Origin of the sequence: Hymenobacter sp. UYCo722 (assembly GCF_040547115.1) — a bacterium.
In the GTDB taxonomy this organism is placed as follows: Bacteria; Bacteroidota; Bacteroidia; order Cytophagales; family Hymenobacteraceae; genus Hymenobacter.
On record NZ_JBEPPC010000003.1, the window covers coordinates 20658 to 34352 of the forward strand.

The window sequence follows — 13695 nt, forward strand, 5'->3', positions numbered from 1 at the left end:
CTGCCCTATTTCGCCGCCTTGCCGCCGTCGGGCTTCAGGGTGCGGCCCAGCCAGTCGAAAAACACGCGCTGCCACAGAATGGCGTTCTGCGGCTTCAGCACCCAATGGCCCTCGTTGGGCAGGTACAGAAACCGGCTCGGAATGCCGCGCAGCTGCGCCGTGCCGAAGGCTTCCATGGCCTGGCCCTCGGGCACCCGGAAATCCTTGCCCCCGGTGATGACCAGAATGGGCGTGTCCCAGTTTTTGACGAACAGCTGGGGGTTGAATTCCTGGTAGGATTTGCTCGGCGTAGCATCCCAGGGCGCGCCGCCCATGTCGTGCTTGGCGAAGAACATTTCCTCGGTGCTGGGGTACCAGCTGGTGAGGTTGAAGAGGCCGTCGTGGGCAATAAAGGTTTTGAAGCGGCCCTCGTGGTGGCCGGCGATGTAGTACACCGCGTAGCCGCCGTAGCTGGCCCCCACGCAGCCGCGGCGGTCCTTGTCCACAAACGGTTCCTTGCTGAAGGCATCAATGGCCGAGAAGTAGTCGCGAATGGCCTGGCCGCCCCAGTCGCCCGAAACGGCGTCGTTCCACTCGCGGCCGAAGCCGGGCAGCCCGCGCCGGTTGGGGGCCACCACGATGTAGCCGTTGGCCGCCATCAGCTGGAAATTCCAGCGGTAGCTCTGGCTCTGGGTGATGGGCGACTGCGGGCCGCCCTGGCAGTAGAGCAGCGTGGGGTACTTTTTGGCCGGGTCGAAATCGGGCGGGTAAATCACGTACACCTGCATCTGCTTGCCGTCGGTGGTCGTCACGCGGCGGTCTTCCACCTTGCCGAGCTTGATGCCGGCCAGCTCCTGCTGGTTGATGGTGGTAAGGGCCGTTTCCTTACCAGTTTTCAGGTCGAGCCGCACGATATCGGCGAAAGCTGAGAGGGTGGTGCGGTTAGCTACGGCCTGGTCTTTCCCCACCAATTCAAACGAATTGTAGTTCTGCGCCCCGGTCGTCAGCTGGCGGATTTTGCCGCCCTTGCCCGGTACCGAGTACAGCTGCTCCGTTCCTTCTACCACGGCCAGGAAATAAATGGTTTTGCCATCAGCGCTCCAGCGCACGTTGGCCGCGCTCAGCTCCGAACCCTTGGTGATGTCCTCCCGCTTTTTGCTGGCGAAATCGTAGACCACGATGCCGTTGCGGTCACTCTCGAAGCCCGGCGTGGCCATGCTCAGCCAGGCTACCTGCCGGCCGTTGGGCGAGAAGGCGGGCTCGGTGTCGTAGCCGCCCAGGCCCTCGCTCAGGTTCACGGTTTTCTGGTCGTGAATGTCGTAGAGGTAGATGTCGGCGTTGGTGCTTTCGGCCTCGGCCTTGCCGGTCAGCTTGCGGCTGGTGTAGGCAATGCGGTAGCCGTCGGGCGCAAAGGCCAGCTGCTCGCTGCCGCCGTCGGGCATCAGGGGCGAATCGAATTTCTCGCCGGGCATCAGGTCCTTGCCGTAGCCTTCGGGCTTGCCGTCGGCGTTCAGCGGCTGGAAGAAGACGTGGCTGGCCTGGTGGTCGTCCCACACGTTCCAGTGCCGGTAGTTCAGGTCGTCGATGATTTTGGAGTCGGCCTTGGGCAGGTCCGGGAACATATCAAGCGTGGTTGGGCTCGATTTCACGTCCTGGGTGTAGAGGATGAAATTGGCCTTGGGCGCGTATTTCAGGTTGCTCAGGCCCTGGTCGGGGAACTCGCTGAGCTTGGTTTTGCCGGTGCCATCGGCACTCATCACGTAAAGCTGGTCGGTGCCGCTTGCGCCCGAAATAAACGTCAGCTTGCCGTCAGGCCGCCAGTTCAGGGTGTTTTCCGAGCCGGGCGTTTCCGTCAGGCGCTGGGCTGGGCCGCCGGCTACGGGCACAGTCCAGATGTCGGCGTTGCCTTTGTTGTCGGCCACGCTGTACCGCGTCACGGTATAGGCCACGGTGCGGCCATCGGGCGACACGGCCATTTCGCCCAGCCGCCCCAGCTGCCACAGCTTTTCGGGGGTGAGCACGGACGGGGGAGAGGTTTGGGCGGCGGCCGCGAGTGGGAGCAAAGCCAGCGCGCCAAGAAAGAGCTTGTTCATGGCCGAAAAATACGCGCTGCCGGCACATGGCACGGGCGGAAGCCGCCATCTTTAATATAGTTTATTATCTATTTAGTGAGTAGGTTTATAGCAATCCAATTGATTTGAACGCGCTATGAAATCCATTTCCTTTCGGGTTCTCTTGCCAGCCAGCTTGTTGCTGAGCGCCGTCCTGCTCCTGGCTGCCAGCCCGGCCTGGGCGCAGCAGCCCACCGGCGCGGCCCCGGCCAAGCGCAGCCTGCCGCCCATTCCCGGCCTCGGCCCCGACCCGGTGCTGCCGGCCAACCCCACCGCCGCCCAAAAGGCGGCCTACGACCGCGAGCTGGCCGAGCGCACCCGCGTACGCTGGAACTACATCCTGACCGACTCGGTGGCCCGCGCCCGCACCCTCAACGAGCAGCCGAACGCCCTGCTGGTCGAAACCGTGCAAGGCCGCAAGCCTGGCACCGCCCTCGATGCCGATATGGGCGAAGGCCGCAATGCCATCTATCTGGCCCAACACGGCTGGCAGGTTACGGGTGTGGATGTGGCCGAAAAAGCGCTGGCCTACGCCCAGAACAGGGCTGCCAAACTAGGCGTGAAAATCACCACTGAAGTGGCCGACATGGCCAAATACGACTGGGGTACCAACCAGTGGGACCTCATCGTGCTGAGCTACGCCGGGGGGCGCGACTACGCCGCCCGCGTGATGCGGGCCCTCAAGCCCGGCGGCATCGTCGTGCTCGAAGCTTTCCACCTGGACGCCACCGAAAAGATACAGGTTGTGGGCGGCGACTACCGCGTCTTTTTCAAGACCGGTGAACTGCCAAAATTATACACCGCCGCGGGCCTGAAAATCGTGCGCTACGAAGAGCCCATTGGCACGGCCGACTTCACCAAACAGCAGCTGCGGCTAGTGAAGCTGGTGGCCCGGAAGCCTTGATTCGACTGGTTGGGGTACGGGCAAAAAAAAGCTTCCTCAATCGATTGCAGGAAGCTCTTCTTTTGCGGGATGACAGCCACCTGTCCGCGCTGTAAGGCGTTAGTCAGGAAGCGCAATGTACGGCCGCCAGGCCGGCGGGTTGGGCAACGCCCGAATTTTGCTAAAACTTCATCGTGCCCGCTCCGGCCCTGCTACCTTCGCGGCCGCTGCTCAACCTGCCTCCCAATGTCATGCGCCACGTTGCCGATATCCCTCATCCCGCCGTCAAAATCACGCTCCTGGCCTGGAATGGCAAGTTCCTGCTGAAGCTGGAGCAGGGCAACCTCGAGCAGACCTACAAAGTGGCCGAGCTCGACCTGCTCACCGGCTCCGATGCCGAAGTACGCGAGCTGCTCGACGACGAGTTTCTGGCCGCCGCCATTGCCCGCTTCCAGGCCATGCGCGCCGATTTGCAGGCCGCCTTCGACCGCCACGAACTGCGCTAAAAAGCCGGGTGGCTATTGCCTGACGGGCGTTGCCGCGCCTCCAGCGGCCGGCCCGGCATACACCACCAACGGCTGCTGGGTGAGGGGGTTGGCAATCACCCGCAGGTCCACCTCAAACACCTCCCGCAGCACCTCCGCCGTCAGCGCGGCCGGCTGTTCGACGATGCAGTGAATCCGGCCGTTCTTCAGCAGTACCAGCCGGTCGGCGTAGGTCAGGGCCAGGTTGATGTCGTGCAGAATGGTGACCACGATGGCCTGCTCTTGGGCCAGCTGCCGGGCCACCTGCAGGAGCTGGTGCTGATACTGGATATCGAGGCTGGCCACCGGCTCGTCGAGCAGCAGCACGCGGCTGCCCGTGGCTGGTGGCTCCCATATTTGGGCCAGCACGCGCGCCATCTGCACTTTTTGGGCCTCGCCGCCGCTCAGGGTGGCGTAATCGCGGTCGGCAAAGCTGGCTAGGCCCAGCGTGGCCAGTGCCTGCTGGGCAATGCGCTGGTCGTGGGCCGGGGTGCTGCGCCCGTAGTGCGGGTAGCGGCCCATCAGCACCACGTCTTCCACCGTCATCGGAAAAGCCAGGTGGATTTCCTGCGATAGCACGGCCCGCTTGCGCGCCAGGGTCTGGCGGTCGAGGCGGTGCAGCGCCTGCCCATCGAGCTGCACGCGGCCTTCGGTGGGGGCGTAGAGGCCGGCCAGCAGGCGCAGCAGCGTGGTTTTGCCCGCGCCGTTGGGCCCCAGCAACACCGTTGTTTCGCCCGGCCGGCAAGCCAGCGAGGCGTCACGGAGCAGGGTTTTACCCGCAACAACGAAGGAAGCATGGTCGAGGCTAAGCACGTTCAGGGAGTGAGTTGTTCAGAAATTAAAAGAAGTAGAACGTCATGCTGAGCTTGCCGAAGCACCTCTACTGCAGCGGTAAAATAGGTTGCGTTGCGCGGTAGAGATGCTTCGGCAAGCTCAGCATGACGTGCAACGTGGCCGCTAACCGAGGCCCGCAATACGGTGCTTCGACAGCAGCCCCAGAAATACCGGCGCGCCCACCACCGCCGTGAGCACGCCGATGGGCAGCTCGGCCGGGGCAATAATGACGCGGGCCACCGTGTCGGACACCACCAGCAGCACCGCCCCCAGCAGCCCCGAACCCACGAGCAGCACCCGGTTGTCGGTGAGACGCAGCAGCCGCAACAGGTGCGGCACCACCAGGCCCACAAACCCGATGACGCCCACCGTGGCCGTGGCCACCGCCACCAGCAGCGTATTGAGGAGGAGCACCCGATTCTGCAGCCGCCGCACGTCGATGCCCAGGTATTCGGCCTCGTGTTCGCCCAGCTGCAGGGCATTCAGCGCGTTGGCGTAGCGCAGCGCCAGCAGCCCACCCAGGCCGGTAACCGTGCCCACGAGGTAGAGCGAAGGCCAGTCGGCGCTCGAAAAGCTGCCCAAGCTCCAGAAGGTAATGGAGCGGGCCTGCGGGTCGCGGGCAATGAAGGACAGAAAGCCGGTGCCACCGGCCGCCAGCGCATTCACGGCAATACCGGCCAGCAGCATGGAGGTTACCGGTACCCGGCCCCCACCGGCAGCGGCCGATAGCCGATATACCAGCCCCGTGGCCGCCAGCGCACCCACAAAAGCCGCCGCCGGCAACACCAGCGCCCCCAGCACGGGCACGTTGGCCCAGCTCAGCGAGTTGCCCAGCACGAACACCACCGCCGCCCCCAGCGCCGCCCCGGCCGAAGTGCCAATCAGGCCCGGCTCCACGATGGGGTTGCGGAACAGGGCCTGCATCAGCGTGCCGGACATGGCCAGCGCCGCCCCCACGGCCGCGCACAGCAACACCCGCGGCAGCCGAATCTGAAAGAACACGGCCCGGTGCAGCCCGGCCGTGGGGTCGGGGCTGGAAGTATTGCCGCTTATAAAACCGCCGATTTCCGCGAACGTGAGCGTCATCGCCCCCAGCCGGGCCGAGAGTACCACTGCCACGAGCAGGGCCCCGGCCAGCAGAGCAAAGTAGAGGCGTACGCGGCGGGGAGAGGGTTTCACGAAGAAGGAAAATTGGTTGCGGCAAAAGAAACGTCATGCTTCATCTAGCGTCCGCGCAGCCGAAGCATCTCGCGTGTGGTAGTAATTCAATCGAAAGGATTAGTGACAGCGAGCGTTGTGCCTCGGCTGCGCTCGGCACAACGTGCTGATTGATGCCAGCTACAACTTCTGATGGATAAGCTCCTGCAGCCGCAGCACGTTCTGGCCGGTGCGCGGGCCCAGGTACACTAGGTCGTGCTCCTCGACGCGGTAAATGCGGTTGTTCTTGGCGGCCGGGGTGAGGGCGATGCCGGGTAACTGCTTGAATTTCTCGAGGCCGCCCTGTCGGTCGTAGCCAAAATCGGTGGCCAGAATTACGTCGGGCTGCGCTTCGGCAATCAGCTCGGGACTGATGGGCTTCATGCCTTCGTTCGCGTTCAGCGAATTGATGCCGCCGGCCCAGGCCACCAGCTGCGTGCCGACGCTTTGCTGGCCCATCGCCAGGTAAATGTTCTTTTGCAGGCCGTAATGAATAATAACCACCTTCGGGTGCGCGGGATACTGCTTCACTTTGTCGGCCGCCAGCTGCATGTCGGCCGTCAGCTGCCGGGCCAGTGAGTCGGCCCGGGGCCGCCGCCCAAACAGGTCGCCGAGCTGCTGCAGGAGCTGGCAGGTTTCGGCGATGGTTTTGGTGGGGGCGAATTCCTTGACGGGAATGCCCACGCCACGCAGCTGCGTCATCACGGCCGCCGGGGCCACGTTGCCATCGGAATAAACCACGGTGGGCTTCAGCGAAATAATGCCCTCGGCGCTGAGCAGGCGGTGGTAGCCCACGGTGGGCAGCTTTTTAGCGCCCGCCGGGTAGGTGCTCGATAAATCGACGCCCACGAGCCGGTCTTCCGCGCCCAGCGCAAAAATCATTTCCGTCAGCTGCTTCGCCACCGATACGATGCGCTCGGCCTTGGGCGAGGCACTGGCGGCTTCCTCGTTTTTGAAACGGTTGCAGGCGGCTGCGGCCAGCAGCAGGGTGGCGTAAAGGAGTTTTTTCACGAAATAGGAATCGTTGGAATTCGGAGGAAAGGGGAAGCTGCAAACCTGATTGAACGCCAAATGAAGCATGACGTTCCTGTGATGCGCTCCTAAAACGTGTAGTTCAGGTTTGCGCCGGCGTACCAGTTGCGCGGCAGGCCGGGGTTGTAGAAGGTGGGTTTGCCCACGGGCGTGGCCTGGTTGAGGGCCACGGAGGCCACGTAGCGCACGTCGCTCATGTTGTCGAGGCCGGCAAACACGTCGTAGCCCAGGTGGCCAAACAGCTTGTTGCGCACGCCTATTTTGCTGTTGAGCAGCCAGTAGGCCGCCGCGTAGCGGGCGTTGTTGTCGCTCATCGGGGTGTGGTCGGTGTACTGCGCCGTCAGGTTGAGGTAGGCCCCGACGCGGGTATCCACATCGAGGCCGCCGGTGAACAGGTTGCGGAACGAGCCCGTGACCTGCCGGCCGCTGAAGTCATTGGTCCCCAGCTTGTAGGATTTGAATTCGGCATCGGTGTAGGAGTAGCGCACGAAGGGGCGCAGCTGCCGCAGTTCGCCGGCCGCTTCGGTGGGCACCAGGTTGCCCGACAACGCCAGCTCCAGCCCCTGGTACTGCGATTCGCCCGAGTTTACGAAGGAGGTGATGCCGCCGCTGGTCTGCGCCACGAGGCCGTTTTGCACGCGCATCCGAAACAGCGTCACGTCGTAGTCGATGGAATTCCGCAGCACGCGGCCCCGCGAGCCGATTTCAAAATTCTCATTGGTCTCGGGCTTCACGTCGGGGTTGATGGGGCCCGACGAGAGCGAAATCTGGTTGCTGATGGGCGGCGAAAAGCCCGTGCTGTACTGCGCAAACACGGCCACCTGGTCGTTGAAGGTGTGCAGCACCGCTACGCGCGGCGTGTAGGTGGGCTTGAACTGCCGGTAGCCGGTCAGGCTCTGGGCCGGCGCGGTTTTCGGAATCAGGTCCTGGATATCGTAGCTCACCACGTTGTAGCTCACGCCGGCCGTCAGGGTAGTGTGGGTGGTCACGGAGGCTTCGGCCTGCACGAAAGTGTTGGTCTGGGTCGACTTCACTTCCTGGTCCGACGTAATGGCCCCGGACACGCCGACCGCCGAAATGGCGTAGCGCTTGTTGTTGTCCTGATTGGCCAGGTACTCGGTGCCCAGCGCCAGCCGCACCGGCACGCTGCCCAGCTGCGGCGCGTAGGTGAACACGCTGCGCACCCCGCGCTTGCCCCGCTGAATGTGGGCGAAGTTGGGCTCGACCGGGCTCAGTGAATACGAGTTGGTGGTGAACAGGCTGGTGGTGTTGGCGAAGTTGCCCGTGAAGCGGTAGGTGTGGGTGAGGCCCAGGCGGGTAACCTCGGCATCCACACCAATGTCTTTGCTGACGTAGGCCGGGGCCGTTTTGGTGTAGCTGGTGAAGTAGTCCGTGCTGTCGAGCTCGCCGGCAAAGTTGTCGTGCACGTTGGTGTAGGTGCCCAGTACGCTCACCGTCTGCTTGTCGCTCACGTAAAAGTCCCCGGCCACCGTCACGTAGTCCTTGCGGCTGTTGCCGTGCGCGTCGCGAAAGCCTTGGGTTTCCTGGTGGCCGTAGTTCACCAGCAGGTTCACCTTATCGGTGCCCACGCCGATGCCGGTATTGGTGCGGAACAGCCCGTACTTACCCACCGTGGTGCCCAGCTGCAGGCTGGTGCCCGGCGTGGCCTTGCGCGTCTGGAACGACACCACGCCGCCCAGCGTGGCCCCGTAAATGGTCGAAGCCGGCCCCTTAATCACCTCAATGCGGCCGAGGGTGGTGTAGTCGAGGTCATCGAGCGAAGTCGTGCCATCGGCTTCCGACAGCGGGATGCCATTCTGGTACAGCTTAATGCCCCGGATGCCAAAGCGCCCATATGTACCGCCAATGCCCCGGATAACCAGGTTCGACTGGGAGGCCGCGCTACGCACGTTCATGCGCACGCCGGGCACCTGGTTCAGGGTATTCTGCAGGAAAACCGGGTTGTTGCGCTGCAGCTCCGGCTCGGTCACGATGCTGAGCGCGGCCGGAGTTTCCAGCAGTTTGCGCTCGGTACCCGTGCCGTAGCCAATCACCTGCACCTCGCTCAGGCCGGTGTTGGAGGGCTTCAGGGTAATATTCAGCGGCAAGCCAGGGCCTTTCAGAGGCACTTCCTGCGGCTGGTAGCCCAGCAGCTGCACGCGTACCGCGCGGAATTCGGTAGCCGCGCTCAGCGCGAAATGGCCTTGCTCATCGGTGGCAACCGACATCGTCTGGCCGGGCACCAGCACCACGGCCCCCACCAGCGGCTGCCGGCTCTGCTGGTCGAGCACGGTGCCAGTGGCGCTGAATTGCGCCCAGGCGGGCACGCTCAGCAAAACGATTGCCGCCAGTAGCAGCAACCGGGCATAGAAAAATTTCATACTAAAAAACGATTATCAAGCCCCAGCCACCGGCCGTTTCGCCGCGAAACAGCCAAGTGGCGGGAGACTTCAGTAAGCAAGAGGGGAGGGGGAATTTTTCGGAGGCAGCCGCACCTACGCCGCGCCCGATGGGCACGGCCGCCGGCCGGCCGCAGCTTCAGAAAAAAGTAGTTTGGCCGAGGCCAGGCGGCCCGGCCAGCCAAGGGCTGGCTAGGCGATGGCCGCCGTTTGCCCCTGCGGTGGTGCGTAGGGCACGCTGCGGACACGCGAACGCAGCCCGACGGTGTAGTGAGGATAGCGCCGGCCGATGGCCGTGCGCACCAACGCGGCCGGGTGGCTTTCGGCCGCTGGCAATAAGTAGAGCTTCGCCAGATAGTCCAAGACCTTTTGCGCCGACTTGCGGGTGCCGGCATCGGGCTGCGCGAACTCGCGCACGTGCTCTGCCAGGCTGGCCAGCAGGTGCGCTTCTTCTCGGTCGGGCCAGCAGAAGTAAATGATGGAATCGGGGCGGGCATGCTGCCGCACCACGTCGAACAGCTGGCCCCGGTACGAAAACTCCTGTGCTTCGTGCCACACCAGCTTCGGCCGGGCCGCCGCCTGCCGGGCCACCGCCACGCGTACCAAGGCGCGGTCGGGGAGGGTGGCGCGGCGCTTGCTTTCCGCCGCTTGCCGAAGCTCGTGCTGCCGCCACAGCGCAACCGGGTACGCCCCTACCAAATTATAGCAGAAAACGGCCAACAAGACAAAGACGGCAAGCTGCTTCAAGAAGAAAGATTTGGGCGGTTAAAAATACATCGGAAATAGTGTGCCCGCCCGCGCTGCCCCAGCCCACCAGCCGAAATTGCCCGCCCCCGGCCTTACTTTTGGCCAGTTGATGGCCTTTTGAAAACCGTTGCAATGGTAAAAATTTATATCCTGTGCCTGGTGCTGCTGGGCCTGCTCGCCGCCCGCCCGGCGGCTGCCCAGCTCTACGACGTGCGCCCCGGCGACGTGAGCTACAACAAAAGCCCGCGCCCGGCCTTCAAAGTGCAGGTTGATGGTTCGGCCTCCGACGTGCGCGATTTTTTCCAGAGCTGGATGAAGAGCAGCTACAACGTCAAGTTCAAGAGCGGCGGCGTACTGGGCTTCATGAAAAGCGACGTGCTCACGGCCCGCCAGGTGCCCGCGAGCAGCATTTCGGGCAAGCTTCTCGACCTTTATGCGACCATCACGGCCCCGTCCGATTCGGTAGCTGAAGTGTCGGTGTTCGGCGGTTTCGACGACAACACCTTCTTCTCGCCCGACAAGACCAAAACCGAATACGAGGCCCTGCGCACCATGGTGCAGAGCTACGCCGGGGCAGCCCGCCTTAATGCCTACCGCACCATGGTGGCCGAAGGCGAGAAGAAGGTGAAAGCGGTCGAGAAGGAAAAAGAGCACCTCGAAAAGGAACGCCTGAACCTGCAAAGCAACACCACGGCCAACCTCAAGCGCATCGAGGAGTTGATGAAGAAAAACGCCGAAAACCTGACGCAGTCGCGGGCCGATTCGGTCACGCTCATCGGGACCAACGTGCAGCTGGAGCAAAACCGGCAGCGCCTGCAACGCCGCCGCGACCGCCTCACTGCTCTCGACCGCAAAAACTAGCCCCGCATCCGGCCGTATTGGCTCTACCATGGAAAACCCCTCGTCGCCCCTCGATACGCTGCGCCAGCTCAAGGAAATGCTCGATGCCGGGGCCCTCACGCCCACCGAGTTTGAAGCCCTGAAGCAGCGTCTTGTTTTCGCGCCCGCCGCGCCCGACCCTGCCGCCGCCGCGCCCATCGCGCCCGTAGCCCCGGCCTTGCCCGCGCCGGAAGCGCCCACGGCACACCCCGCACCTGCTCTGCCGCCAGCCAGCCCACTAAGCTTATCGAATCCCGGCCAGTTCGATTCGCGCCCCGCGCCGCACAGGGAGGAAACGCAGGCGCGGGTTTTTGAGCCCGTACCCGAACCTTTGTTTAGGACCGAGGCATCGGCCGATTTCCCGGTTACCGATGGCGACTCCGGCGATGTAGCAGCGGAAATGCTGACCGATGCGAATGCCCTTGACCCCGCCAGCCCGCCCGCCGCGCCGAATTCTTCGCTGGGCTTGGTGCTGGCTATTGCCGGCGTGCTGGTGTTTCTGGCGGTAGTCGCCTACCTGGGCTTCACCCGCCCCGCCTCGGAGCACATTTCCAGCACCAGCCAAACGGCGGCCGACTCGGTCGCCGCCCCCATCGAAACCGGGCCGCAGGTGGCTCCGCTGCCCGCCATCACCGCCGCACCCGAAACCGTGCGCGTGGCCCCTGCCAACCCGGCCCCGGTACTGCCTTCGCGGGCGGAGACGGGGCAAAAAGCTGCTGCCGCCCGCGATTCGGCGGCGGCGGTAGTTACCCCCGCGGCCCCCGATTCAACTAAGCGTTAATAGCAAGGCGGCTTTAGCGCAGCGCTGCCAGCCATGCAGGGCCAACGACTGGCTCTGCAGGCCGTATGAAATATCCTCGCCCAGCCCGGCGAGGATATTTTTTGCTCTTTCTCCTTCAAACGCCATGCTTTTTTCTCGTCCTATCGCCGCTAGCGGTGCCGCACTGCTGGCCGCCACCGGCCTGTTGCTGGGGAGCTGCTCATCGCCCGCCCGCCAACCGGAATCAGCTGCTGCCCCGGCCGCTTCCGATACGACTGGCACTGCCACCAATCCCGCCGCCCCGGCCAACTCGCCTTTGCAAGTTGTGGCCGAGTTCACCGCTCCCCAAATGGTGGGGGTGGCCGTGGAGCCGGGCGGCAAAATCTTCGCCTGCTTTCCGCGCTGGGACTATAACCCGGTATATCCCATCGCCGAAGTAGGGCCTAACAATACGCTCAAGCCTTATCCCGATGCCAATTGGTGCATGTGGAACGACTCGGTCAAGAACGAGCCCCTCAAGCATTGGATTTGCCCCCAAACCGTGCAAACTGATAAGCAGGGCATGCTCTGGGTTCTCGACCCCGCCGCGCCTGGCCTCAAATTCACCGTGCCCGGTGGCCCTAAGCTGGTTAAAACCGACCCCAAAAACGGCCAGGTGCTGCTCACTGTTGCCTTCCCGGAAAGTGTAGCCCCGCGCAAGTCCTACCTCAACGACGTCCGCATCGACCTGCAGCACAACTACGCCTACCTGACCGAATCGGGCCTCGGCGCGCTGGTCGTTACCGATTTGAAAACGTTGAAGTCGCGCCGCCTACTGGCTTTGCACCCCTCGATGAAAGCCGAAAAGGGCCTCGTGATTAAAGCCGCCGGCCACCCCATGCTTGATTTGCAGGGCAAACCCGCCCAATTCAACGTCGACGGCATTGCCCTGAGCACCGACAACACCTACCTGTACTACTGCCCGCTCACTGGCCACAAGCTCTACCGCATCAAAACCGCTGCCCTGCGCGATGCTGCCCTCACCGACGCACAACTGGCCCGACAGGTCGAAATCGTGGGCGAAATTCCCGCTACCGATGGCCTTGAAATTGACGCGGCCAACAACGTTTACCTCACGTCCTTCAAAAACAGCGCCCTGATGCGCCGCACCCCCGCCGGCAAAATCGAAACCCTGGTGCAGGACGACCGCCTGCAATGGCCCGATACGTACAGCTTTACGGCTAATGCGTTGTACGTTGCCACCTCGGCCATCCACAAAACGGCGAGCTGGAACAAAGGCGTCGGCCAGCCCGGGGCCAGGTTCAGCATCTTTAAAATGGCAGTGCCTAGGTAAGCGGGTACTGCGCAGCACGAAAAAGCCCCGCGCTTCCTGATGGAGGCGCGGGGCTTTTGCAATGCCGATAGAAATAGCGTTAAAGTTTAGCGTAAGCGAGGTCAACCTCCTCTACCTTTTGAATCTTCACGCCCTTCTGAAAAATATCGAACTTTTCGCTCACATGCGTCAGGATGTCCATGCAATGGCGGTGGCGGCGGTTCATGGTGTCGTGTATCGTGTATACCCCATCAAGCTTGGGTGAAATGCCCCGTACACGCACTTTATCGCCAAATTTGAAACGGCCGCCCCAGGGTTTCAGCAAATCGCGCGACAGAGCCATCCAGCGCTTTTTACTTCCGTAGTGTGGTTTGATGCGGGAATTATCGGCCGTCACGAACGGCTCGTCGTCCGTCTGGCCCGGCACGGCTTGGTAGGCAGTGGCGGTCACGGTGTAGGTTGGGCTGCTCACCACCAGCTTACTGGTCCGGGTCAGGCGGCGGCTTTTTAGTCGACTAGCCGCTGCTGGAGCAAAAAAGCGGGTCATGTTGGTATTGGTCCGGGCCGCCGGAGCGGTGTGGAATAGAGGCGCAGCCAAAGCGGCGGCGGCCAGTACTATATCTATAATTAATCGTGCATTATTCATCAAAATAAGGTTCGTGAGCGCGCCATTGAGCCCGGCGTTATGGGTACTGCCCAGCCGTTTCGGCCTGGGCAGAAAAGTATTAACGGATAGCTACCCAGATTAGTTTAAACTAAATAAATTATCCAATTGAAAAGGTGCTTACTAGGCTTGTTAGTCTTCATATAGGCAAAAGTTTATATTATTCGACCCACTACGATGCAATTTTTTGCCCACCGTGAATCCAACGGTTTTACAGCCGGTGCGTAACTATATATCCCGGCAAGCGGATGGATTTTGATAACTTGACGCAGCAAGTCAGTCATGGTAAGTCATGGCAGGAGAGCTATAAACCTGACCGTAAGGTTAATTCGCGTACCCGGTTGCAGGTTTTTACCTGACTGCTAGGCGCGTTA

The 13695-nt window shown here is 62.6% G+C and carries 12 protein-coding genes; 5 read left to right on the forward strand and 7 right to left on the reverse strand.

The window, feature by feature from the left end; genetic code table 11:
• Positions 1–5: 5 nt before the first annotated feature.
• Positions 6–2072: a S9 family peptidase gene (locus tag ABIB44_RS09680; protein WP_354584451.1), complete on the reverse strand. Its 2067-nt coding sequence runs from the start codon at positions 2070–2072 to the stop codon at positions 6–8.
• 115 nt (positions 2073–2187) lie between these two features.
• Here ABIB44_RS09680 and ABIB44_RS09685 point away from each other — a divergent pair, with 115 nt between their 5' ends.
• Both ABIB44_RS09685 and ABIB44_RS09690 read left to right on the forward strand, forming a co-directional pair.
• Positions 2188–2994: a class I SAM-dependent methyltransferase gene (locus tag ABIB44_RS09685; protein ID WP_354584452.1), complete on the forward strand. Its 807-nt coding sequence runs from the start codon at positions 2188–2190 to the stop codon at positions 2992–2994.
• 173 nt (positions 2995–3167) lie between these two features.
• Positions 3168–3479 carry a hypothetical protein gene (locus ABIB44_RS09690; protein WP_354584453.1) on the forward strand — a complete coding sequence of 104 codons (312 nt, stop codon included), beginning with the start codon at positions 3168–3170 and terminating at the stop codon, positions 3477–3479.
• A gap of 12 nt (positions 3480–3491) precedes the next feature.
• On the opposite strand, the gene ABIB44_RS09695 is transcribed toward ABIB44_RS09690, so the two are convergent.
• The 5 genes from ABIB44_RS09695 to ABIB44_RS09715 all read right to left on the reverse strand — a co-directional run bounded on the left by ABIB44_RS09695 (position 3492) and on the right by ABIB44_RS09715 (position 9706).
• On the reverse strand, positions 3492–4310 hold the full coding sequence (locus ABIB44_RS09695; RefSeq protein ID WP_354584454.1) for a heme ABC transporter ATP-binding protein: 819 nt from the start codon (positions 4308–4310) through the stop codon (positions 3492–3494).
• Between the two features lie 144 nt (positions 4311–4454).
• The gene (locus tag ABIB44_RS09700; RefSeq protein ID WP_354584455.1) at positions 4455–5510 is read right to left on the reverse strand and encodes a FecCD family ABC transporter permease; all 1056 of its coding nucleotides are present in this window, start codon (positions 5508–5510) and stop codon (positions 4455–4457) included.
• Positions 5511–5669: 159 nt separating this feature from the next.
• Positions 5670–6539, reverse strand: a complete 870-nt coding sequence (locus ABIB44_RS09705) for a heme/hemin ABC transporter substrate-binding protein (protein ID WP_354584456.1) — start codon at positions 6537–6539, stop codon at positions 5670–5672.
• Between the two features lie 89 nt (positions 6540–6628).
• Complete coding sequence (locus ABIB44_RS09710) at positions 6629–8941, reverse strand: TonB-dependent receptor domain-containing protein (protein WP_354584457.1); 2313 nt, start codon at positions 8939–8941, stop codon at positions 6629–6631.
• A gap of 210 nt (positions 8942–9151) precedes the next feature.
• Positions 9152–9706, reverse strand: coding sequence for a hypothetical protein (locus tag ABIB44_RS09715; protein ID WP_354584458.1), 555 nt, complete (start codon positions 9704–9706; stop codon positions 9152–9154).
• A gap of 132 nt (positions 9707–9838) precedes the next feature.
• Here ABIB44_RS09715 and ABIB44_RS09720 point away from each other — a divergent pair, with 132 nt between their 5' ends.
• The 3 genes from ABIB44_RS09720 to ABIB44_RS09730 all read left to right on the forward strand — a co-directional run bounded on the left by ABIB44_RS09720 (position 9839) and on the right by ABIB44_RS09730 (position 12678).
• Positions 9839–10567 (forward strand): hypothetical protein, encoded by a 729-nt coding sequence (locus tag ABIB44_RS09720; protein WP_354584459.1) that lies wholly within the window; start codon positions 9839–9841, stop codon positions 10565–10567.
• A 28-nt stretch (positions 10568–10595) separates the two neighbouring features.
• Positions 10596–11366 (forward strand): SHOCT domain-containing protein, encoded by a 771-nt coding sequence (locus ABIB44_RS09725; protein ID WP_354584460.1) that lies wholly within the window; start codon positions 10596–10598, stop codon positions 11364–11366.
• A gap of 124 nt (positions 11367–11490) precedes the next feature.
• Entirely contained in the window at positions 11491–12678 is a 1188-nt protein-coding gene (locus tag ABIB44_RS09730) for an SMP-30/gluconolactonase/LRE family protein (RefSeq protein WP_354584461.1), read from the forward strand.
• A 79-nt stretch (positions 12679–12757) separates the two neighbouring features.
• On the opposite strand, the gene ABIB44_RS09735 is transcribed toward ABIB44_RS09730, so the two are convergent.
• Positions 12758–13204, reverse strand: coding sequence for an RlpA-like double-psi beta-barrel domain-containing protein (locus tag ABIB44_RS09735; protein ID WP_354584462.1), 447 nt, complete (start codon positions 13202–13204; stop codon positions 12758–12760).
• Between the last annotated feature and the right edge of the window lie 491 nt (positions 13205–13695).

Bases quoted from the DNA above. Each gene is read 5' to 3' on its own strand.
- ABIB44_RS09730 (WP_354584461.1), top strand. From the start codon at position 11,491: ATGCTTTTTTCTCGTCCTATCGCCGCTAGCGGTGCCGCACTGCTGGCC.
- ABIB44_RS09685 (WP_354584452.1), top strand. From the start codon at position 2,188: ATGAAATCCATTTCCTTTCGGGTTCTCTTGCCAGCCAGCTTGTTGCTG.
- ABIB44_RS09710 (WP_354584457.1), bottom strand. From the start codon at position 8,941: ATGAAATTTTTCTATGCCCGGTTGCTGCTACTGGCGGCAATCGTTTTG.
- ABIB44_RS09680 (WP_354584451.1), bottom strand. From the start codon at position 2,072: ATGAACAAGCTCTTTCTTGGCGCGCTGGCTTTGCTCCCACTCGCGGCC.
- ABIB44_RS09725 (WP_354584460.1), top strand. From the start codon at position 10,596: ATGGAAAACCCCTCGTCGCCCCTCGATACGCTGCGCCAGCTCAAGGAA.
- ABIB44_RS09720 (WP_354584459.1), top strand. From the start codon at position 9,839: ATGGTAAAAATTTATATCCTGTGCCTGGTGCTGCTGGGCCTGCTCGCC.
- ABIB44_RS09735 (WP_354584462.1), bottom strand. From the start codon at position 13,204: ATGACCCGCTTTTTTGCTCCAGCAGCGGCTAGTCGACTAAAAAGCCGC.